General features: G+C 58.9%; 14 protein-coding genes and 2 pseudogenes. 7 read left to right on the top strand and 9 right to left on the bottom strand.

The genetic code is table 11. From position 1 onward, the window contains the following. Positions 1-46: 46 nt before the first annotated feature. A complete protein-coding gene (locus tag ACVWVY_RS37600; protein ID WP_456631141.1) occupies positions 47-325 on the bottom strand; it encodes a hypothetical protein in 279 nt (92 codons plus the stop codon). Next, the gene (locus tag ACVWVY_RS37605; RefSeq protein ID WP_456631142.1) at positions 322-1,917 is read right to left on the bottom strand and encodes an AMP-binding protein; all 1,596 of its coding nucleotides are present in this window, start codon (positions 1,915-1,917) and stop codon (positions 322-324) included. Before ACVWVY_RS37605 ends, ACVWVY_RS37600 begins: the two co-directional genes overlap by 4 nt. Before the next feature lie 674 nt (positions 1,918-2,591). Between ACVWVY_RS37605 and ACVWVY_RS37610 the strand changes: the two genes are divergently transcribed. Continuing rightward, positions 2,592-3,752 (top strand): GNAT family N-acetyltransferase, encoded by a 1,161-nt coding sequence (locus ACVWVY_RS37610; protein ID WP_456631143.1) that lies wholly within the window; start codon positions 2,592-2,594, stop codon positions 3,750-3,752. Between the two features lie 273 nt (positions 3,753-4,025). Further along, positions 4,026-7,169 carry an acetoacetate--CoA ligase gene (locus ACVWVY_RS37615; RefSeq protein WP_456631144.1) on the top strand — a complete coding sequence of 1,048 codons (3,144 nt, stop codon included), beginning with the start codon at positions 4,026-4,028 and terminating at the stop codon, positions 7,167-7,169. 325 nt (positions 7,170-7,494) lie between these two features. Here ACVWVY_RS37615 and ACVWVY_RS37620 read toward each other — a convergent pair whose 3' ends face one another. Together ACVWVY_RS37620 and ACVWVY_RS37625 are read right to left on the bottom strand one after the other, a co-directional pair. Then, complete coding sequence (locus ACVWVY_RS37620) at positions 7,495-8,871, bottom strand: UDP-glucose dehydrogenase family protein (protein ID WP_456631145.1); 1,377 nt, start codon at positions 8,869-8,871, stop codon at positions 7,495-7,497. Positions 8,872-9,081: 210 nt separating this feature from the next. Continuing rightward, the gene (locus tag ACVWVY_RS37625; protein ID WP_456631146.1) at positions 9,082-10,479 is read right to left on the bottom strand and encodes a polysaccharide biosynthesis/export family protein; all 1,398 of its coding nucleotides are present in this window, start codon (positions 10,477-10,479) and stop codon (positions 9,082-9,084) included. Positions 10,480-10,836: 357 nt separating this feature from the next. Here ACVWVY_RS37625 and ACVWVY_RS37630 point away from each other — a divergent pair, with 357 nt between their 5' ends. The 4 genes and pseudogenes from ACVWVY_RS37630 to ACVWVY_RS37645 all read left to right on the top strand — a co-directional run. Beyond that, positions 10,837-11,565 (top strand): sugar transferase, encoded by a 729-nt coding sequence (locus ACVWVY_RS37630; RefSeq protein ID WP_456631147.1) that lies wholly within the window; start codon positions 10,837-10,839, stop codon positions 11,563-11,565. Positions 11,566-11,735: 170 nt separating this feature from the next. Beyond that, complete coding sequence (locus ACVWVY_RS37635; RefSeq protein ID WP_456631148.1) at positions 11,736-12,842, top strand: Wzz/FepE/Etk N-terminal domain-containing protein; 1,107 nt, start codon at positions 11,736-11,738, stop codon at positions 12,840-12,842. A 274-nt stretch (positions 12,843-13,116) separates the two neighbouring features. Continuing rightward, a complete protein-coding gene (locus ACVWVY_RS37640) occupies positions 13,117-13,896 on the top strand; it encodes a class I SAM-dependent methyltransferase (protein WP_456631149.1) in 780 nt (259 codons plus the stop codon). Positions 13,897-13,901: 5 nt separating this feature from the next. Then, positions 13,902-14,134, top strand: a pseudogene (locus ACVWVY_RS37645) (transposase domain-containing protein); the annotation flags it as partial. A gap of 301 nt (positions 14,135-14,435) precedes the next feature. On the opposite strand, the pseudogene ACVWVY_RS37650 reads toward ACVWVY_RS37645, so the two are convergent. Beyond that, a pseudogene (locus tag ACVWVY_RS37650) lies at positions 14,436-14,795 on the bottom strand (carbamoyltransferase C-terminal domain-containing protein); the annotation flags it as partial. Here ACVWVY_RS37650 and ACVWVY_RS37655 point away from each other — a divergent pair. Continuing rightward, positions 14,761-15,714 (top strand): hypothetical protein, encoded by a 954-nt coding sequence (locus ACVWVY_RS37655; protein WP_456632504.1) that lies wholly within the window; start codon positions 14,761-14,763, stop codon positions 15,712-15,714. The pseudogene ACVWVY_RS37650 and the gene ACVWVY_RS37655 sit on opposite strands and share 35 nt — an antisense overlap. A gap of 387 nt (positions 15,715-16,101) precedes the next feature. On the opposite strand, the gene ACVWVY_RS37660 is transcribed toward ACVWVY_RS37655, so the two are convergent. From ACVWVY_RS37660 to ACVWVY_RS37675, 4 genes are all read right to left on the bottom strand, one after another. Next, a complete protein-coding gene (locus tag ACVWVY_RS37660; RefSeq protein ID WP_456631150.1) occupies positions 16,102-17,985 on the bottom strand; it encodes an acyltransferase family protein in 1,884 nt (627 codons plus the stop codon). A 577-nt stretch (positions 17,986-18,562) separates the two neighbouring features. Further along, the gene (locus ACVWVY_RS37665) at positions 18,563-19,444 is read right to left on the bottom strand and encodes a heparin lyase I family protein (protein WP_456631151.1); all 882 of its coding nucleotides are present in this window, start codon (positions 19,442-19,444) and stop codon (positions 18,563-18,565) included. A 401-nt stretch (positions 19,445-19,845) separates the two neighbouring features. Beyond that, positions 19,846-21,210 (bottom strand): hypothetical protein, encoded by a 1,365-nt coding sequence (locus ACVWVY_RS37670; RefSeq protein ID WP_456631152.1) that lies wholly within the window; start codon positions 21,208-21,210, stop codon positions 19,846-19,848. A gap of 184 nt (positions 21,211-21,394) precedes the next feature. Continuing rightward, positions 21,395-22,576, bottom strand: coding sequence for a glycosyltransferase family 4 protein (locus tag ACVWVY_RS37675; protein WP_456631153.1), 1,182 nt, complete (start codon positions 22,574-22,576; stop codon positions 21,395-21,397). Positions 22,577-22,765: the final 189 nt, after the last annotated feature.

Here is a 22,765-nt window from a genome sequence, read left to right on the forward strand (position 1 = left end):
GGTCGCTTCTTCACCCATCAGGACGACGTTCATACCAGTCAAAAGGTTACGTCCGCTGCATCAATTGTTCCGATACGAACAAGCACAAGGGTCCGATGATCGTCATCTTCTCGGGGTCGAGATCCTCAAAATCGATTTCCCCGACGAAGTGCTCACCCGCGGCCATCATCATTTCAACGAAAGCCAGGGAATCCAGCACTCCCGACAGCAACACGTCGTAGTCATCGGGAAGATCGTTCAAAGGACCCTGCCCGCGATCCCTCAGCTTGCGGTTAAGAAAGTCTGCGACAAACACGCGGACGTTACCTGGAGTCGGACGGTTCATGTGGCATCTCCCAGGATCGCCAGCAAAGCCTTGCGGTCGAATTTGCCGTTGACGTTGCGCGGCAGCCTGCCCAGGACATGCCACCTTTTGGGGACCATATAGTCCGGAACCCGAGAGGCGACTGCACTTCGGAGCCGATCGACATCTACCGACTGCCCTTCAATAAACATTTCGATACCCCCATAGCCGCTTAAAGTAGTAGGCCAGCCGATTGCGACGACGCCATCCCTGCCGGAGGTCTGCCGCACGACCGCTTCGACCTCCCCAAGTTCAACTCTGTGCCCCTGTACTTTCACCTGGGAGTCCATTCGCCCCAGATGCGTGAGGGGGCCATCGCCTGCGGGCCGACGAACACGATCTCCAGTGCGGTAGAAAATATCCTTCCTCCCGGGAGGAACGACGAAGGCCGCATTGGTTTTCTCGGGATCCTTCCAATATCCGAGCGACATTTGCGGGCCGTTCATCAGGAGTTCGCCCTCCGCACCCGGATTCACTTCATTCAAATCCTTGTCGGCAACGAGAACGCTCATCCCTCGATTTGGAAATCCGATCGGCACGATGCCCAGTTCCGACTCGGCCGGCGATCGTTCAGGCTCCCATCTGTAGGATGTGCATGCAATTGTCAGCTCCGTCGGCCCATAGAGGTTTTCGAGCATGCTGTTTGGCGCGGCCCTTAGCCACGCGTCGGCGCAGCTGACGGGCAGCGGCTCACCACAGAACAGGCTCAGTCTGAGCGATGGGAACGCGCCCGGCTTCAGCAGACCCATTTGCTTCATGAGTGAAACCGTCGAGGGGACCGAGAACCAGATTGTCAGCCCATCGCCGCGAATGAATTGTACCGGATTGATTAATGTCTTTTGCGAAGGACAGCACACGCACGCTCCCCGCTCCCAGGAGACAAACATGTCGAAGGCAGAGAGATCAAAGGTCAAATCGAACATCTGCGACACGATATCCCGTTCCGTAACCTCGAGCCTATCTGCAATATAGTCGACGAAGGAAATGACATTCCGGTGCGCAACCATAACTCCTTTCGGCGCACCCGTGCTACCCGATGTGAAAAGCAGATAAGCAATTGCGTCTTCATCCAGGGTCGGCTCGCGCCAGGCAGCATACTCCTCGAGATCCCCGGATCCCAAAAAAATATGCTGAGGCCATCGTTCACGATAACACCGTGGGTCCTCGAGATCAGGGACTACGAGGAGCAGCTTCCCACTATTCCCGTCCAGAAGAGCATCCAGCTGGGGCAAAGACTCTGCGTCTACGATGATTGAGCGACACTGCGAGCGTTGCAACATTAGTCGCGTTCTCGTGATCGGAAACGTGCGGTTCAGCGGCACATAGCCATTTCCGGCCAGGAGGGCCCCAAGTACTCCCGCGAACGCCGTTGCGCTACGCTGCGCAAATACGGCGGTGAGAGACGGCCATGAATCCTCCTGATGGGCCTGAATGCTGGCGGCGATACGGAGGGCGGTTTCGCGAAGCTGCCGGTAAGAAAGCAACGTGCCCTGCACGATAACCGCAGGGCGTTCGGGAAACCGCTCTGCCGACCGCATGAATCCCTTCCACAATCCCGGTTGCGATACGGCCATGCACGACTCCACCAAAAATTCTTTGTCAGGGGCAATAGTCAATTCGGGCGCCCAGTCCTTCCCTTCAGCCCATCCAATAATCCGCCAGCGCAGCCAGACTTGCCGACGCCGGCCATGGAGCACCTGGCGAGCAATGATCCGACAAAGAGTGGATGATCCGGAACCATGCCGCCTCGGATTATAAGTATAAGAATGCTATTTCGGGTTACACCCATCGGGGGCTGGAAGTGCAAGCAAGCTAAAATTAAAATGGAGGCTTGGAATTGAGGACTCGTGGCTGGAGGAACGGCAAGGGTCGCCGCTCGACGCAGCGGAGATCGCCCAGCAATGGTTGAAAAGCGGAGTGAACGGGCGGCAAGTCGATAGCCTGTCGCAGCAATGATGTGGTCGGCGGCAAGATCGCGTGACGCGCTCTCCGCTCGCACAACTCGCAGGGAGGCTGCCGTGGGTAATCACGAAGGGTCCTCGTACGGGTCGAATTCCAGATATAGTCCCGTAACCCGCCGAAGCGACGATCTGAGACGCCCAAAAGGGCATGTCCGCCAGAAGGACACCTGCGTGTGACCAGCCATCCGGACCTTTCGTCGGATCTTCCGCGATCATTCCCGCTGGGCCCTTCGGGCTTTCCGTCGCAGCGCGTTTGCGGTCCTCTGGCGTTGAACGAGAAATACGCCATGCCTGAGACGGTCATCGACGTCAGCCTGGAGAACTTGAAGAGCATTGCGTGGCTTGAAACCTCATGGAAGGAACTCGAAGCGCGAGTGACTCACTCGTTCTTTATGTCTTGGCTCTGGATCGGCACTTGGCTACGGCACATCCCGGATGGCGTGCAACCACACGTCCTCGTCGCTCGGTCGTCAAGCAAGATCGTTGGCCTGGCGATTGTTTGCCGGCGGAGAGCATGGCGTCTCGGGCCGCATGCGCGGGCACGTTGGCTGCTCAATGAAACAGGAGATACTCGTTTCGACCGATTGTTCATCGAGTACAATAATATTCTCGCCGAGCAATCCGATGCCATTGTAGCGGCCGGTCTCGATGCGTTGACGTCGCGCTTGCGCCGCTCGGATCAGCTAGTGCTCTCCGGAATTGATCCAGACCTTGAGTTGGCCGCTTGTCGCGCCGCAGGTCTGGCTGGGCTCGTTACCGAAGTGAAACAGGCTGATGCGGCACCGTGGGTTGATTTCACCAAAGTCCGCCAGCAAGGGGGGAATTATCGCGCCACATTGGGCCGCAGTACTCGCCAGGCCGTGAGCCGTGCCATGCGGTTGTATGCCGAACGCGGCCCCGTTGAACTCCGGATCATGGAAACGAGAACGGAGGCTCTCGCCGCGTTCGATTTGCTGGGCGACTTTCATCGGTCGCGATGGGGACGCAAGGGGGCTTTCGCCAATCCGGGCTTCCGTCCGTTTCACGAGGAGCTAATTGCGCGCGGAGTCCCCATGGGGGCCGTCCGCATCTCACGGACGCTGGCTGGGGGCCAGACAATTGGGGTCTTGTACAATTTCGTGCATGACGGCCGTGTCCTTAATTACCAAAGCGGCTTTCTCTACGAGACCGATGGCCGGCTCAAGCCCGGGCTTGTCAGTCATGTGCTGGCGATTCAGGACAGCATCGCACGCGGGGAACGCAGCTACGACTTCCTGGCTGGTGGCGGTGGGCACAAGTCCCATCTGGCTAATAGGGAACATGCCATGAAATGGATCGTCATAGGCCGAGACAGTCCAGAGCGCCGCATCGAGGCCAAGCTCCGCGATGCCAAGCGGATGCTACGAACGCTTGCCACCAATCTTCCAAAGAGGAAGCTCGGTATTCCGTATTTGGGGGCTAGTTCCTAGACGATCGGTTTGGGTTCTTCGACGAGGACCAATTGGAGGGTGACCTGTCTATGTTATGCGATGTGACCGTTGTCGGTGCTGGCCCCTTTGGATTGTCCGTGGCAGCACACTGGCGCCGACTTGGTGTTGAACACCGAACAATCGGCAGCCCGGGCAATCCGCCGGATCGAGTTTGGGTATTAGAAAGCGGTTGTGATGGCTTTTCGCATCAGAGCCTTTGAACAGAGCGAAAAGGAGAGTGGTCGTTCCCCTGGCGGAAGTGGAGCGGACGAGGTGTTTCGTACCGATGAGCCGGCGGTCGCGCATTCGCAACTGAGCGCCTTCAGACAATGGTGTGAGACCCGAACGGGGCAGAACCTGCCTGATCATGCTGCGATCGACCGCTTTTCGGTGGAGGAGTTCCGCAGCTTCTGGCGCCTCTTCCTCGAGTGGTGCGACCTGCCTCGGGAGGGTGCGGTCGAGCCGGTCTGTGTCGGCGATGTCTGCGAGACCGCCCGCTTTTTCCCGGATCTCCGTCTCAACTACGCCGAGTGCCTCCTCGCCGGCCGTCATGACCAGCCGGTCCTGACGGCCTGTCACGCCGGCGGCAGCCGCGACCGGTTCACGCGTGGCACATTGCGCGTCGCGGTCGCCCGGCTGGCGACGTCGCTGCAGCGGCTGGGTGTGCGCCCTGGCGATCACGTCGCGGCAATCGCACGAAACAATGCCGAGGCGGTCATTGCCGCCCTGGCCACCACTGCACTTGGCGCGACCTTCGCCAGCTGCGCGCCGGACATGGGCGTTCCTGCCATCCTCGCCCGTTTCGCCCCTCTTGAGCCTGTGGTGCTGTTCGGTTGTCTCCGGGCAGAGCCATGGGATCTGGGCGTCGCCGTCGCAGAGCGCGTCGCCGGAGCGGCAGCCGGCCTGCCGGGCCTCGCCGCGATCATCGCGCTGGACAACGGCTCGCTTCCCGCCGGCGAGACTACGGTGCCCCTGCACAGGCTCGCCGATCTGCAGCGCGATGCCGTTGGTGGCGAGGACCGGCCAGGCTGGCTGCGCCACTCGTTCAACCAGCCCCTGTTCACGATGTTCTCCTCCGGTACCACGGGCCCGCCGAAATGCATCCAGCACGGCGCTGGCGGCACCCTGCTGGAGCATGTGAAGGAGCACCGGTTGCACTGCGATCTCGCCCCCGGCGACAGGCTGTTCTTCCAGACCTCCTGCGGGTGGATGATGTGGAACTGGGAGCTCTCCGCGCTCGCCTCCGGCGTGGAGCTCGTTCTCTACGATGGGCCGCTCGAGGGGCCGGATACATTCTGGCGGATCGTTGCCGAGGAACGCGTGACCGTGTTTGGCACCAACCCTGCCTATCTGGATTTTTGCGAGAAGGCAGGCTTTTCTCCGAGCCGGGTGTTCGATCTTTCTGCCCTGCGGGCCGTGCTTTCCACCGGCTCCATCCTGCATCCCCGCCAGTACGACTGGGTCGGCGATCAGGTAAAAGCGATGATGCCGCTGCAGTCGATCTCCGGTGGCACCGACATCATCGGCTGCTTTGTCCTGGGCAATCCGGACCTGCCAGTCCATCGCGGCGAGGCGCAGTGCCGAAGCCTCGGCCTCGATGTCCGCTCGCTACCGCCGCCTGATGATCCGCAGGCGCGGATCGGCGAGCTGGTCTGCGCCAACCCGTTCCCCTCGCGCCCCCTTGGTTTCCACGGTGATGCCGATGGCACGCGCTTCCATGCCGCCTATTTCGCCCAGAACCCCGGCTTCTGGACGCACGGCGATCTGATCGAGGCCACGTCCCATGGCGGTTGGCGGATGCATGGCCGTTCCGACGGGGTCCTCAATGTGCGCGGCATCCGCATCGGCACCGCGGAGATCTACCGCATCCTCGCTGATATCGAGGAGATCCGCGAGGCGATGGCGGTCGAGCAGCAGGCCGAAGAGGAGGCGGGCGGCTCGCGCATGGTTTTGCTGGTCGTGCTGCGCGACGGCCTGGTGCTCAGCAACACGCTGGCGAAGCACATCCGCTCGGAGCTTGCGCGCTGCGGCTCTCCGGCCTTCGTTCCGGCACGCATCGCACAAGTCACAGCGCTTCCTGTCACCTTTAGCGGCAAGCGCTCCGAGGCCGCGGCGCGGGATGCGGTGAATGGCCGCCCTGTACGGAACCGCGATGCCATGCAGAACCCGGAGTGCCTCGACGCGATTGCCAAGCATGCGGTTCTCCGGGCGCCTGCGGCCAGCAAGACATCACGAGCCCCGGCGCCGGGCCGCGGTGAGATTTTGGACGGCGACGGGCTAAAGGGGCAGCTGCAGGCGATCTGCGAGCGCGTACTGGGCGTCTCGCCGATCGGCTGGTCGGATAATCTTCTTGGCTTCGGCGCGGACTCGCTGGCAGTGGTGAACCTGCTGCTCGAGATCGAGGGCCATGTTGGGTATCCTGTCCCCCTCTCCGCCCTGCTGTCGGCGCCGTCGATCGAAGGCGTTGCCACGGCCCTGTCCGCCGGCCCGGAGGCGTTAACGACGGTGCAGCAGACTGGGCGGTCGGGGCCGCATCTCCGTGCCTTGGGTCCGGACGACCAGCAGCCGGTCTGCCGCTTCCTCGAAGAGACCTTCTGCGGGTCCGGCATCAACGCCGCCACCTGGCGCCGGCTGTTCAACCATCACTGGTCCGATCACGAACGCGGCTTCGTGCTTCTCGACGGCAACGCAGTCGTTGGCTTCGTTGGCACCATCGCCGCCCCGCGGCAGGTGAACGGCAAGGCAGTGCTCGTCTGCAACGTCTCGTCCTGGGCCGTGCACCCGAAGTACCGCGGCTGGGGCATGGCATTGCTCGCCGAGGTGCTGCGGGACCAGAGCCTGACCTACACGGCTTTCACCCCGAACCCGACCGCCTGGACTGCCCTCCTGGCGCAGCGTTTCACGCCGCTGGACTCGCACCGGATCGCCATGCCGCCGATGCTGCATGCCGGGACGCTGTTCGGGCCGAACCGGCCGGTCATCGACTTCGATCCGGTCGCGGTCCGCGAGCGACTGACTGGTCAGCAACGACAAATCTTCGACGATCACGCGCCGTATGATTGCCTGCAACTCACCGTCAGCGACGGTTCCGATTATGCCTATCTGGTGGTCAAGCGCCGTATGCACCGGCTCAATACGAGCCGACTGGGAGGACTGGCGGGAGTTCTACCCGTGCAGATCCCCTATTCGGACATCCTGCATTGCAGCGCACCGGAGCTGCTGTCGCGGCATCTCGAGCGCGTCAAGCTGGCGATCCTGCGCCGGCAGCGGACGGCGGCGCTGGTCGCGGAGACGCGACTCTTTCCGGTCCGGCCACGGGGCGTGCTGGTCCCGCTGCGCACCTGTTATCTCTCCCCGCAGCTCGCGGCCGGCGACCTCGACAGGCTGTATTCCGAAATCGTGCTCCTGCCGATCTGAGCCTGCGCTGCCGAACCCCGGCCTCCATGAACACACCGTTGGCAAGTGCGCCGCCGATTTTTGAAGGATTTCGCTTGCGCGCCTTGGTCATTGAGCCGCAGCTTCCGCTGACGCCTACGGGCGCGATGCCCTCGGCATAGCCGAAAGCGACATAATCGATGGAAGATCTATTTGCCGTGTCTGTATCTGTGACCACAAAGCTGCGGCTGAGACCAAGAACAGCGGGGCAAGTGTCGCGAGACGCTTTAATCGCGAAGGGACTGGGCGATGCCTGGTCAAGCAGAGTGTCTCGAATACCGCCTACACAGCCGGGAGTGCGTTGACGTCAAACGTAATGTCGTCGCCGGACTTGTGAGCTGATTTTGGTTCGACCGCCCTCTACCACGTTAATCTGTTTGGTCCGGCGCCGCCCAATACTCTCGTAAATGAAGCCGAGAGCAGCCACATCGTCGGGTCGATAGATATTGCGCAGATCGACGATCACGGGCTGCGCCATTTCGCGCTTCAAGCGCTTCAAATCGAGTGCGCGGAACTGCTCCCACTCCGTGATAATCACGAGCGCATCGGCGCCGCGGGCGCAAGCGTAAGGATCCTTACAATACTCAATGTCAGGCAATTCCTTGCGCGCCTGCTCCATGCCGGCCGGATCGTGCGCGCGCACCTTGGCGCCCATGTCGAGCAGACCCGTCACCAGCGGAATCGACGGCGCCTCCCGCATGTCGTCGGTATCCGGCTTGAAGGTGAGGCCGAGCACCGCAACCGTCTTGCCGCGCAGGCCGCCGACGACGTTCAACACCTTGCGCGCCATCGCGCGCTTTCTGATGTCATTGACACCGAGCACGGCCTCGACGATGCGCAGCTGCACGTCATGGTCCTGCGCGATCTTGACCAGCGCGCGGGTGTCCTTGGGAAAACAGGAACCGCCAAACCCCGGTCCGGCGTGCAGGAATTTCGTGCCGATGCGGTTGTCGAGCCCCATGCCGCGCGCGACTTCCTGGACGTCGGCACCGACCTTTTCGGAAAGGTCGGCGATCTCGTTGATGAAGGTGATCTTGGTGGCGAGGAACGCGTTCGCCGCGTACTTGATCAGTTCAGCCGTACGCCGCGCCGTGAACATTATCGGCGCTTGGTTGAGTGACAGTGGCCGGTAGATGTCGCCAAGCACCTTGCGGCCGCGTTCGTCGGAGGTGCCGACTACGATCCGATCGGGGAATTTGAAGTCGCGGATCGCGGCGCCCTCGCGCAGAAATTCCGGATTGGAAGCAACTGCCACATCCGCCCGCGGATTAGCTTCGCGGATCAGCCGCTCGACCTCGTCGCCGGTGCCGACCGGCACGGTCGATTTGGTGATGACCACCGTGAAGCCGGAAAGCGCAGCCGCAATCTCGCGCGCGGCGCTGTAGACGTAAGTCAGGTCGGCATGGCCATCGCCGCGGCGTGACGGGGTGCCGACCGCGATGAACACGGCGTCGGCTTCCGCGACCGGCGCGGTCAGGTCGGTGGTGAAATCGAGCCGCTTGGCCTTGACGTTGGTGGCGACCAGCGCGTCGAGCCCGGGTTCGAAAATCGGGATTTCGCCCTGGCGCAGAGCATCGATCTTGCCGGCGTCCTTGTCCACACAGGTGACCTGGTGGCCGAAATCGGCAAAACAGGCACCTGACACCAAACCCACATATCCCGTTCCGATCATCGCGATGCGCATGTTAGTGCCTGTCCTTGAGATGTGATTTGACCGCTTCGCCACCAAGTCGCGAGGGGCGTCTGCATAGCTCGTGCATGGCAGCGTAATGTCTCACATTTCGGCGCAACGCTTTCCCTCATCGTAGCAGGACCGAGGACCAACGAAGTTCACATGGCGCCCGCGTTCGAAATGAATAGGCCCGACGCTGCATCGTGCCAGCAGCGTCGCCAGTCACCTCCCGGACGAAGCGCCCTTCCGTTCCGAAGCCATCTGGCGCGGCAAATCGCCCCCAGTCGTTTCGGTCCGGCCGATCACTAATGGGATAGTTGAAGAATTGCTGCTTAGCTTTCGGGAAGACGCGTCAGGACCGTCCTGGTATCGCAGGCTGACTTCGACCGTATCACCCGGCTGCAATTCGGTATCTTCGCTTGCAGCAATCCGTTCCGGCCCCTTCTCGCCTTTTCTGATGATCGCAATCTCCGGCTTACTTCCGGCGCCTCGTACGAGTTGCGATCGAACCATCGCGGTGTACTGAAGCTTCTCGCCGACGCTCTGCAGCTTTTCGCGAATTTGGTTGAGCCTTACGCTGGTGTCTTGCAGCTCACGGAGCAGGTCGAGCCTCCGCTGATCGTCGAGCTTTGCCAGCTTTCTGGTGAGTTCGTCCTGTTGCTTCTTGACGATCAGTAGTTGCGCGGAGGTCTGCAACTTCCGGGTTGATGACAGCAGTACCGCGCGACGCGCGTCCGTGACGCGAGGGCCGGTCAAGGTACCCTTGGCGAAGAGATCGGACGCCCTCTGCAGTTCTTCGAGGTCCGATTGAACTCCCTCCTCCTCTTTCTTCTGCTGCTCTGACAGCACGCGGACCTCCTCGTGTCCCTGCCGGATGCCGCGCTCGAGGAACGCCTTTTCCTGCTGATAGTCACTCTGCTTCGTCTTCAAATATTCCGTTTCTGCATTGACGATTTCTGAAATCGCCGATCGAGCCGTGGGCCCGTCCGCCAGCATGCCTGGATTGATCTGCGACGCCTCTCCGAGCTCGCTCTTGATGCGCCACATGCGCGCTTGCTCTTTGGCGAGCTCCGTCCAAAGCGATCCATACTCGCTTCTCAGGTCTGCTGACTCGAGATACGGGTTGTTCATTCTGATACGCATGATGTCGTAGCCGCCCGCAACAGCGACGAGTTGGCGTGCGGTGGTGCCCAGACGATAAGGATACTCACCTGGCTTCGAGACGTCTCCGTCTACGTATATCGGCCTGTATTCCGCCACGGTCGTCGTGACCTCATTCGCGTCGATCACGATGACGGCCTCGCGACCATCCGCAGTCCTCTGTCGAAACACCTTGCTAGCCAGTGCGGCCCCAACGTTAGCTTGGATCTGCGGTACAGAAAGGCCGGCTACTGGGAGCATTCCAACCAGCGGCAACGAAATGTTGCCGTCCATTTGGACGGCAGCACGATGCCGTAGATCCGGGACCCCCGCCACCGCGACCTCCAGCACATCTCCGATGCTTACTCGATATTCGGCCCTTGCTTGAGTGACGGAAATTGTCAGGCCAACAGCCACCAAGCCCCACTTGATGCAACGACGCAGGTAGTTGCCTAAGACTTCGATATGGAAGGTGGTCACGAGATGAAATCTTTCAAATCTGTTCGCGGAAGCATCGCGTCGACATCACTCCGGTCCGAGCAACCGTCCAGACGGGGCGATCCGCAAAACTAGCTGCTGTTTCCTCGTTGGCGCCGGGCCGTTCAGTGCTTTCCTGGCCATGTTCGATTGGTCGGTCCGCTATTGGTCATCAATGCATCCCCATCGGCCCATCGGGATGAGCACTGGAGCGAATTGCTTCACGACAATTTAGCCCCGCACTGCCGCGGCTCAATCGACCATCGTAGTTACCCCTCATACTCTACCCATTGATAGCCAATCCCACCCAGTGATCGGAATGTTACTGTTTTTGCGGAATGGTCCGGCTGGGAGTGCCCGGTGAGTTATGCGTCCTTTACCAATTCACCGGCTTCTACCAGGCTTCCGGCGCAGTCGGTCGCTGACGGCAGGCGGGTTGGCAAGAGCCGACTGACTGCCCTATTAGTAGTTGCAGAGAGCACCGAATTCCTACTGGTAGCGGTTGCGGCCTTTTCCGCAGCCGTCCTCCATCATCGGCAGATCCTGCTGGCCTCGCCGGACGCCCCCAAATACATCCAGGAATCGCTTCTGATTTCCACATTGCCGTTGCTCGCTTCCACAGGGTTCCAGCGGTATTCCCGGATCCAGACGCAGCCCCGGCACGTGTTCCGATGGAGCGGCGCCAGCGGCGTGTTCTTCGTATTCTCCATCTTCCTCTCGGCGATGTTCCTTCTGAAAATCTCAGAAGACTACTCGCGCGCGACTGTCATAGCCCAAGCTGTGGGTGTCCTCCTTACGGTACTCTGCACACGGGCAATATGCTTCTCATTGCTGCAGCCTGGCATTGCATCAGGATTGATAGACGCCAGGCGCATCATTTCGGCATTTTTCCGCCGCCACAACGTCAAGCCTGGCATTACCGGCTGGGCTCAGGTCAACGGCTACCGTGGCGACACCGATACCCTCGAGAAGATGCAGTGCCGCGTGGAGCATGATCGATACGATATCGACAACTGGTCACTCCTTCTCGATCTCAAAATCGTGGTCATGGCCCTCTTTTCCAGAAAGGTGTATTGGAATGCCTATTGACGCCTTTCCGTCTGCCGCACCATCTACCAGTCGACCTTTGATTCAGCTTGGTAGCCGCTGCGGAATCGTCCGAGAAACGCCTATGATAATTTTCGCCACGTGCTGCGTAAGATGGAAGCCACTCGACTTGCCGCACGTGTTTGAGCATCCACTATCAGGCTGGTAGGAAAATGTTGCAGAACAACAACAGGACCGATAATTGGACAAATCGCGACGATAGGCCGCCTGAATTTCGTCCAGGGCCGGTCGTGTCGCTGGCAGACGCGCTGGCCGTGCTGGCATTCATACGACGAAATATACCGATCATATCGCTGACATGTTTCGCGGCGGTTGGCGTTGCTGCACTCTACCTCATCACCGCGGTACCGACGTTCACCGCCAAGGCGCTACTCATCGTAAACTCAAAAGCGACCCTTGTAGATGCTTCGGCGGTGTCAACGATCCTGGAAAGCCAGATCGCAATCATAAAGTCTGAGGCCGTCGCTAGCGCCGTGATCGAAAAGCTCGGTCTTACTCAAGACCCGGAATTTACGACCCGCCAGGTTAGCGGCATGATATCCCGGCTGCTCGGCTGGAGTAAACCGCAGACGGAAGCTAGCGCCACGCGCTATGCCGTGGAACCGTTCGAACGCAAGCTTTCGGCCAAGCGTGTCGGCCCTACGTATCTTGTCGAGATTACCTTCGACGCCAGAGATCCTGATCGAGCGGCGCAGATCCTAAACGCCGTTGCAGAGAATTATATTACCCGTCAGGTGGACAAGGGCGGCTTGCAAGAGGAGAAATGGGTCAAGGATCGACTGAACGAATTGAGCACTCAAGCATTAGCTGCCCAAAAGGCGTTGGAAGAATACAGTAAGAATCGGAAAGAGGCAGCGGATTCAGCTGCGACCATTGATAAATTGGCAGCCGCTGCGGAATCATCAAAGAACGCCTATGATAATTTTCGCTACGTGCTGCGTAAGACAGAGGCGATACAGCAACAAGCCTCGCCGGTGTTTGAGGCGAGTCTCGTCAACGGGGCGTCGCCTCCTTTGCGGGCAAGTTCGCCAAGACCTAGAATCGTGCTTGGAATAGCGCTCGCTGGAGGGCTGCTTCTTGGAATCGCTATAGGAATGCTGCGCAATCTGTCGGATCGCATCCTCACCAGCGGGCAGAAAACTTCTCCAAGCGCAGAGGATGGCAGGATCGAGCGACCTCTTCCGGACGCGGTTCGACCAGATCATCAATTTGAAGCATCGGCAAATGCAAAGCCAGTGCGCCTCACGGGTTCGGGGTGAAGACTGCCATCTTCACCGACGATCGGTATCCGCCCCGCCGACGCGCGACCGCCCTAAAGAAGCCCTTCTTGGTGGGCCACGGCCGGGATCAAGCCGGGGTAATCCGAAATGGCCGGCACTTGAGGCGAATTTGACGATAGGACAAGCCCGATAACCAGTTACCCTGGACTCTCCGCATCCGTTGCCCAGGTCGCCGGGGCGGAACGCCCCTGCTGAGTGCGCCGCCGCGGAGAGGACTGACGGGAAGTCAGCTTGCGCCAAGGGAGCCAAGTCGATGAAAGCACGAACCCGGATTCCGCTGACGAACGGTTGGGATCACGCGATGCAGGTGATGTCCCGCGAGATCCGCTCGATCAAGGATCCCAGTAAGCGTCTTGAGATCCTCGAGGCTGGTTGCGGCCCGAGGTGGTATCTCGACATCGGCGACGGCGGGCATGTGCTGACCGGCATCGACCTCGACCCCGAAGCCCTTCGCATCCGGCGCGACGAAACGAAAGACCTCCACGAAGCCATCGTCGGGGATCTGCGCACAGCCGATTTCGGTCATCGGACCTTCGACGTCATCTTCAGCTCCTTCGTCCTGGAGCACGTGCCGGGGGCACAGCAGGTTCTGGAGAACTTCAACAGATGGGTGAAGCCGGGCGGGCTGATCATCATCATGATCCCCGACCCCTATTCGGTGTACGGCTTCACCGCCAGGATGACGCCGCACTGGTTTCACGTGCTCTACTATCGTCTGATTCGCGGACATAAGAACGCCGGCAAGCCGGGCTGCGGCCCCTACCCGGTCAGCTACGACAAGGTGGTGTCGCGCGAAGGCATTCGGGCGTTCTGCGGAGAGAACGGACTGGTCCTGGCCGCCGAATATGGGATGCTTGGCGACCCACTCAAAAACCGCCTTAAGCAGAAGCTAGCGGAAGCGTACACGAAGACGCTTCAGGTCCTGTCCCTGGGCCGCCTAAGCCCCGATTACAACGACATCATCTTTATCATCCGCAAACCGGCTCTCCCCGCGAGGGCGAACCTGCAGGTCAGCGCCGCCCTTCCCGCCTGATTTGCGGGTTCTTCGAGATCGACGCGAACATCGTCGGGCGGGCAATAAGGCCACAAACAATTACGAGGAAAAATGCGCTCTGCGCGGGCAGCCACGGCGGTGGCCGGACCTGGGCAACCATCGCCACTCTGCTGCAGACGGCAAAGATGAATGACGTCGATCCGCATGCCTGGCTCCTCAGACTCTCGAACGGATCGCGCGGGGCTCCCCGACCTCCCAGATCGATGCCCTCATGCCCTCACTTCAAAGCCTGCACTGCCGCAGCTTGGCGCTTACGATCTTTCGACGGCGCATCGACATCAGGTCTTGCAGTTCTTGTCGGTGGGCGCCGACCTCGATGCAGGCAAACAGATCATCGGGATGCCTCGAGGATGCGGCGCAGTATCGGCAGGTTCGAAACGCGCCATCCGGGCTCCGCGGCAGGAAGCCAAGCTTGGCATCTATTCTCCGGCTGCGATGATTCGACGCGCAGTTAGCGGCCGCGGGCGCTATTAGTTGGGCGGTGGACCACGCATCGGGGAATTTAGTCCGCAAGCCCCCTAATCCAATTCAAATGCAGAGCTATAGTCCTGCTTGAGCGCGGTATTTTGCTCGGACTTTTTGAGCACGCAATTGCCGACCGCGAGCAGGTCTAGTTCACTCCCCATAAAGCAGCGGAACGCGTCCTCCGGTGTGCAGACGATCGGCTCGCCGCGTACGTTGAAAGAGGTGTTGACCAGCACCGGACATCCTGTGAGCCGTTTGAATTCGGTGAGCAGCCGGTGGAACTTGGGATTGGTGTCGCGGCTCACCGTCTGGATGCGCGCGGAATAGTCGATATGGGTCACGGCCGGAATTTCCGAGCGCGACACGTTGAGCTTGTCGATGCCGAACATCGCTTGCTCGTCCGCGCTCATCGCGCGCATCGGGGACTCATACATCGAAGCCCTAGCTGTCCCGTCTGATAGCACCGGGCAAGGCCATCTATCTGAATCCCTCAAGGGAAAATTTCGAGTTTACAGTTTTGCCGCATCAGGTGCGCCTCTGAGTCAATACCTTGTCTGGGCTGCGCATGCAGCTCGAGAATACAAAGCGAAGGCGCTAATCATAAACGTTGTTTCGAACGACTATGACGAAAGTCACTTGAGCTATAGTCGACAGGTTTCCGGTTTCTGGATTTACGCTCCAGAGACAAGCGAGCAACTCCGTCTGCAATTGCTCGAGTTTCACGTGGGAGCAATTCGGTCTGTTCTAAAGATGAGTGCCCTTGCACGATACCTCTTCCCTAATTTACAAATCAAGGAGACGCTATCGAATGCGCAATGGCTTCAATCCTTTGTTGCTATTGATCGTCCCACAACAGTTTATGTGGCTAATACGGATGCTAGTCCGGATCCTGCGCGAATAGAGGCGTCTATTGCAGCGATCAACGCATTCTTTCGCGATCTGCCGAAATATACTGGCCTCCAACCAGATCGCATTACATTTACGATGGACGGGTTCCGATATCCGGATGCAGCGAACGCTGGTAAAGGAAGCTACTTTGATATCATGAGGACTGTGTTTCGCAAGACGGCCGAAACGTTGGGCTACGAAGTGATTGACATGGATCCTCTGTTCTTTGCCGATTTTCAGCTTCACGGTAGTCGGTTTGAGTATCCAAGAGATGCTCACTGGAATCCGACAGCCCATGCCCTGGTCGCGAAAGCGATACTATCACTCATTGGTCGGCTTCAATGCACTCTGGACAATTCGTGCGAGGGCGAGCGCGGTAACGGCCCGGCTTCTGCCGGGGATCGTGTCCGAGGCGCAGCTGCTCGCGAAGCGCGCCCTAATTAGCGCCGCGGAGGGGCGAGCGTCTTCGCGATCGATCATCGTTGGTTCTCCAGTAAGACCGGATTGCGATCAATCTCATTCGAGCGACCTGTGCGTACCGAAAACCTCACATGGGGATTTCCGAGGTACGCCTGAGCCCGGCGTGCCGGAATGTCATCCCAGTAGAAGTATTGGCTCGGCCGATCCGGCAATTGGACCTCAAAGCTGCCGCAGGCAGGGACAGCTTCGTGTTTGATGATGCGGATGCGATCGAACAAGCGCCCAATTCTGCCAACAATCGTCAGCAGCTTGAATGGGCCATTTCGGAGTGCCTCGCAGCGGCAAAGGCGCACGTCGTACGTCGGGGAGGACTGGCGCGACATCGGCTACGGCCGAATGCCGATGATAGGCTCAAGGAGGATCGAGATGAGCGATAAAGTCCTCACGCTCGAAAATTTTTCGGGATAACAGCAGCGAACCGCCTTTGGTCAGGTGGCCATAATCCCATGCCGTGACGACGACGCCGCCCCCATAGGTCGTCGTGGCCTGGCACTTGCCATTGTCGCACAGGAGATCAAGCGGTGACAGGAACAGCGCCTTGCTCGCCACGGCCACGGCGATCGACCGGTCGAGGGCGCGAAGTTCCTGCATGGTCGGCAGGCGCAGGAAATACGTTCCATCCAGCTCCACCCGTTGACTGGCCAGGTGCGCTGGCAGGCCAGACGGCCATTGCGGTACCGATCCAACCACCGTGACCACTGCTGCGGGCGCAAGACGCTTGATGGCGTCGATGGTGGCAACGAGCTTCGCGGGCGGGTTCAGATCGCGGTAATGCAGCCAGTCCGCATGCAGGAAGACCTGGGCCGACGGCAACCGGCGTATCTGTTCCAAAACAAAGTCGTTGACCTTCCTGCAATTGGGTCGGTCGGAAATGTCGAGCCCCATAAACGGTGGGCAGGCGCTGGCGGTGTATTGGGTGACATCACCGAGCGTTTCACGTAGGCCGAACGATAGGGCGGCGGCATGCGAATCGCCCCAGATCACGGTGCCGCCCGTTCCCTTACATTCATGGGCAAACGTGTCCTGCTCAGGCGTCAGGAAGCACGTCCCCTCCAGATATACATCTCGGTACGGATAGGACTTGAACGCCAGCACGGTGCGCTGTTCTGGCGTGAGCCGGCTTTCGAAGCCGTCGGCAAGGTGACCCAGCACGCCGAGACCGACGAACAGGACGGTGCCCACGCCGGCATATGTAAAGATCTGCCGCCGGGCGAACACGGTCTTATTCCTGAACGGAACCTCCACGTATTTCTGGCTCACAGCCGCGAGTGCGAGCGACAGCAACGCCAGGCTGGCCATCACCCACACGGCGGGCTCATTCATCCTGCCGACGCGGGCGAACGCGAACAGGGGCTGATGCCATAGGTATGCGCTGTAACTGATCAACCCGATGGCGACAGGCACGGGGCTGGCCAGCACCCTGCCTGCCATGTTCCGGGGACTGGCGAATAGGATGATCAATGCGGCGCCTGCGGTCGGCACCAGCGCACGCAGCCCGGGGAGGTCACCCTTCTCGAACACGAAGATGGAATACGCGATCATCGCGATGCCAGCCATGCCGGCAATATCGCCGGCCAGCGTGCCCATGCGCGGGGCCGGCCGAGTGAACAGGTAGACGGCCGCAAGAGCGCCAATGATCAGTTCCCACGCCCGTGATGGCAACAGATAAAAGGCGGCGTCAGGCTGGTGCACCGATCCCCACTGGCAATAGGCGAGACTCCCCAGCGCGACCACAACAAGTAAACTCGCAATGTTGCGCAGTCCCAAACGCCACGCCAGCAGCAGGAACAAGGGGAAGAGAACGTAGTATTGTTCCTCGACCGCTAAGCTCCAGGTATGCAGCAGTGGTTTTAATTCAGCCGACTCCTCAAAGTAGCCGCTGGTTCTCCAGAAAAGCAAGTTGGACGCGAAACCGGATACTGCCACCAGACTCTGTGCAAACCGCTTCAGATCGCTAGGGAACAGGAATAACCACGCCAGCGGCAACGTCACCGCCAGCATCACGAAAAGCGCTGGCAGTATCCGGCGCATCCGGCGTTCGTAGAAGTTCAGCAGGCTAAACCTTCCGTCCTTCATGTCGCCCAGGATGATGGTGGTGATCAGGTAGCCGCTGATAACAAAAAAGATGTCGACGCCGACGAAGCCGCCCCGAAAGATCTGGAATCCCGCATGGAAGAGTATGACGGGCACGACAGCAACGGCCCGCAAACCATCGATCTCGCGCCGATATTGCATGATGACAAGCCCGAGTTTTGGCTGTCCAGACTACCAGATATCGACAACCGCCCGCTTGGACCTATTAGGTACCCCAGATGGGTGGCTGAAAATGCAAAAAGCCCCCACCGACCCTTTGGGGCCAGTGGGGGCGATACATGCCGATCGGCGGATTACGTTAGCGCAGTCTCTTAACCCATAGATTGCCCCTTCCCGGCCCCACGGCTGCTCTGGGTTGACTTTCTGGTACCCGGCCCTTGGCGGAGGCAACGCTATTAGCGGCCGTTTCTGAGGCCAGCAGTGCCATCCAAGCTTGGGGAAGACCTCCGGCGCCAATGCGGTTAACGATGGAGTTCGGCGGCTATGTCAGGGTCGCGGCCGTCGACCTGCGGATGGTGTGCATCAGTCCTTCTCGAACTTCGGCTTCCGCCTGCGTCGTGGATCGGAAAACAAAGGAGCCTGTTCCTGGAGCCAGCGGGCTGGGGTCTACAAGGGAAATCCCTGCTCACCTGCAGGATGCGAAACACGTCCAGCCGCGTGCACTTCATGCGCACGGCGATCTCCTCTAGCGAGAGAGCCTGCTTGCCGAGTAAGGCGGTCACTTGATCGGGGTGAGCTTCAGCCCGGCTGGACCTTGCGGCCCGGGAATTCCGGCGGCCGTGGCGGCCGCGCCATATGTCAGCGTCATGTTGCGATAAGCGACGGCGGCTGTCTCGGGCGCCGTCGAGCGATAGATGCCGTATACCCAATAAGTGCCTTGCCCAAAGCCCAACGGACCCTGGTAGTTCACAACCTGCTTGCCGTTGATCGAGACCTGCAGGTACCCGCCGCCGCTGTTGGAAAAATTGGCTTGGACCTTGATGTCGTTGTAGACACCGGTCTGGATCGGATTCGGGTCGGTCCACAGCGTCATCATGTGGAGATCGGATGCGGAATTGCTGGGATTCCCACCGGGCCGAACATAGCGGGCGACAATTTGCAGATGGTTGCCGTCCATCTGGACCGCGAACGGCGGTGAGGTCCCTACGCCGCTCGCATCGTCGTCATTGTGCATTTGACCGACGACAAACCAGCCGTTCGACCGGTTTTGAGTGTTGACAAATGACCCGTTGGGCCCGTTGGCCTCCACCATGAACTTATAGTTCAAGTTAATCGGAGTACCGGGCAGGATCACTGCCCCCCCCCAGCTGGTCGCGACGCCCGACGAGCTATCTTGAATTTCAGAACGCTCACAGTATGAGCCATCATGCGGTGCCCAATTTTCGCCCTTCCGGACCTCAAACCGCAGGGTCTGCGGGTCGGGGTTGGTCATACTGTAGCTCTTACCCGCCGTCTCAATGTTGTAGGCGTCGCCGCCGACGATAATCTTGGATCCAGGCGTGGTCTCGAAATTCGTGATTGTGCCGGTCGTATTCATGCCACACGCGGTGGAGATGACAGCGAGGCAGGCGATCACCGCGGCAAGCAGGAGTTTTCTCATGTTCGATCCATCCTTGATGTTTACGACAGCGTCCCGGGCATGAAGCGCAGACAGTTCTCAACGACACGCCTCATTCGGCAAGGGCAAGGCGGCCTTCACCGGACAGATACTTTCCGAGTCAAGGAACAAAGAACTTTCCAGTGACTGGTGAACCCGCAAAGATGCCCTTAGGCGGATCGCTTCGGCGAAGGCCGCCTTGCGGAGTGTGACGTAGAGCGAAGACATCGGCGTATGACCGGCTATAGGCCTATGTCGAAGGTCTCCCGGCGGCTGGAAGTAGTGGCAACGGGCGCTCGCCGGTGTTGCACACTCGAAGAAAAACAGCGGATCGTTGCCAAGAGTTACGGCGGCCACGCTTGGTATCGGTAACGGCTCGGCGCAATGGGTTGTCTGGAAGCCAATCATTCACGTGGCGCCGGTTGGCTCGCGAGATACCGCAACCGCGCCAAGTTGATCATCATCGCAATGATCGGAAATGCATACATGTTTTCAATTGTCGGAAGGATGTCACGCCCAGTGGCCATACTAATCCCATAACCAAAGATGCTCGCGAACAGAGCCCAATATAGGCCACTATTCAACCTTCGCCCCACTCGCCAGGCGGTAGCCGTTCCAACGAGAAGGAAAATTAGAACCACAACGGTTAAAATCACCCCGCAAGCAAGAAAGAATTCGATAATTGCATTATGCGCTACGTTGGCCTGTATCAGGGTTCCTGTGTCCCAAAGTTGGCTTGTCACCATTCCGTAGCGACCAGCGCCAAACAGGAACAGGTCGATACTGCTCGTCCATTCCTCCAGCAGCGGACCCCAAAGGTGATCAGCTCGCCCCGTCAGCAATGCATCGGCCGAGACGCTGGAACTCTTGCCGAACCCGATCGAAAGAACAGCGACAACGGTTGGTCCGATCCACACCAACGATGTAACGCCAGCCGCCGCAACACCAAGAATTAAAATGTCAAACCTGCGCCGCAGGATCAGAAACAGGGAACACGAAGCCGCTACTGTGATAAGCGCGGCTCGTGACTCGAGGAGAAGAACCGCCAGGAGCGATAGACCCAGGGGTGCGATCCAGAGAGCGCCGCGCGTAAGAGCTCGATGGAGCAACAAGGGTACGGTACAAATGTACATGCTTCCAATCAAATTGTAATGGGTTCCAAAATACGCAATGCACAACTGGGCCATTTCCTTCCGGTCGCCATCACCTATTCCACCCGTGTGACCTGAAAGCAGAACGGACGGATTCATCAGCACGAGCGCGATAAAAGCGATTGATAGCAATAGCATCGAAAGGCAGATCACCGACGTGATCTTCTCGAGCTCCTGAAAGGAGCACATACGCTTAAGGATGAACAGAAAGGATAGAATGTAAAAGGTCGGCACAAAGCAAGCCGACAGTACAAAGTCAAAGTAGGACTCCGGAAATGAATCAGGGAAGCGACTATGCAAAAGGGGCGCGTTTGGAACTGCTCGAATGAGGGCGATGGCAAGAATTGCGAAGTACAGGAGAAAAATTCTGATGGATGTTCGTTCGATTTTGTCGGTCGCGTGCAGGGGCGCAGTGTCGAACACCAGATAAGCGAAGACTACTGCCGATAATAAGTTGAAGGGTTTAAGCCCCTGGATGTCGAACAAATTGTCCGTCAGAAGTGGTGCGCGCTGGAAGGGCCACATGAACACAAACAACAGAAAGAAAAATGTTCCAGCTTGCGCGACCGATGGCAGCGTGAGAAGCGCTCGGTCGTTATGGCTTAAAGATGCACTCATCGTGGACCTACGGAATCTCACCGTCGAATGAACTCTCGACATCTAGTCTCGCCGTGCGGAACCATCATCATTCTTTTCCTCTGCATTGTCGTCGTAGTCGGAACATCACGGCGGCAATACGCTGTTGTCAAAGTCGGTTAGCGTACTGGAAGGAAATTCCTCGTTGCTTGTGAGAACATTTCGTTCAAATGGCGTCCACTTCGAGTGGGTCAGTTAAAAGTGGCTGCCCTGGGCGTTTTGACTTGGCGACAAGAGGCGTCAAAGCCGCAATTAACTCGCGAGCTTTTACCGTCGGCGAGTGATTGGCCTTAACATAGATTTGACACTGGCGAGCGACCGCGTTGTATTCATTCGCGTCCATATCCCAGAATGCCGTCACGGATTTGGAAAGTGCCAACTCGTCCTCAGCCGACGCGCCAAGATTATGACGCAGGACGAACGAGTCCGGATCGACTTGCCGGCGCGTCACGACAGGTGTGCCCGCGGCGAGAGCTTCCAGGAACACGTTCGAGAAGCCCTCGACATCCGATGTGCAGAGAAGCATCGTCGCTTTTGATAGAAATTTTTGAACGTCTGCCCGCCGGACGAGGCCAACCAGTTCCACGTTTGACAGATGGCGCAGGCCATTCACGGCATCCAGCGTCACTTGATCAACCACTCGGTCTGGCATCCCTGCCACGCGGAATTTGATGGCCGGAAATTCCTGGGCGATTCGAAGCAGCAATGGCAAATTCTTTCCATCGCGGAAGACACCAAGCCAGGCGACATATCTGCGTTCTGCCCGCGGCAAAGGAGCGGGCGCGTCCTCTGCTACGACAACAGCATTATGAACGATGTGTATAGGCTTGCCCGGAAAGAGCGCAGCCAATTTTTGCCGTTGATACTCATTTTGACAGAGAAACGCGGCTGTTCGATGCCGAGCCCAAGAATAAGCTAACCATTCATAAGATCGAAGACCGGCTTTGCATCGTTCATCGACATTCATGTCGCTGACAATGCGGTGAACGAACGGAATCCCCAGTTGGCCGGCGACGAAAGCCATGATGGCGGTATGGACCCCACATACGCCCTGGATCATAACATCTGGATGATAGGCGCGGGCAGCTGCCAATATTTTTGGGATGTATGAGTAGAAATACTTCGCAACCCGCACCCCACGCGCGGGATCATAGGTTTCGATAAGTTTGATTTGCTGGCCCGAACCTACATGGGCCAAAGCACCCTTCCAGGTAAGGAGAGCGGCTTCGTGACCGGCGTTTTCAAGCGCGCGAAGCCATATTGAAAGTTGGACGGCCCAGCCGCCGATCGGATAGTCATCGTCCTTCAATAGATAGGGAATGGAAAGATCTATCGAGAGAATTCGCACGTGACACCCCGAGCTTGATGGGACCGCAATACGATTAGCAGTTCGGCGACTTTCGAGTAGATGTGCCCGTATGACTGAGAATGCGCATTTGACGTTGTCAGGAATCGCATCGGCGGTTCTCGACAGAGGGCTCCCCAGAGATTACAGAGAACGCCACCGTCAAAAGCGCTCGTGTAAGGTCGCACACCG

Source organism: Bradyrhizobium sp. URHC0002 (assembly GCF_054059515.1).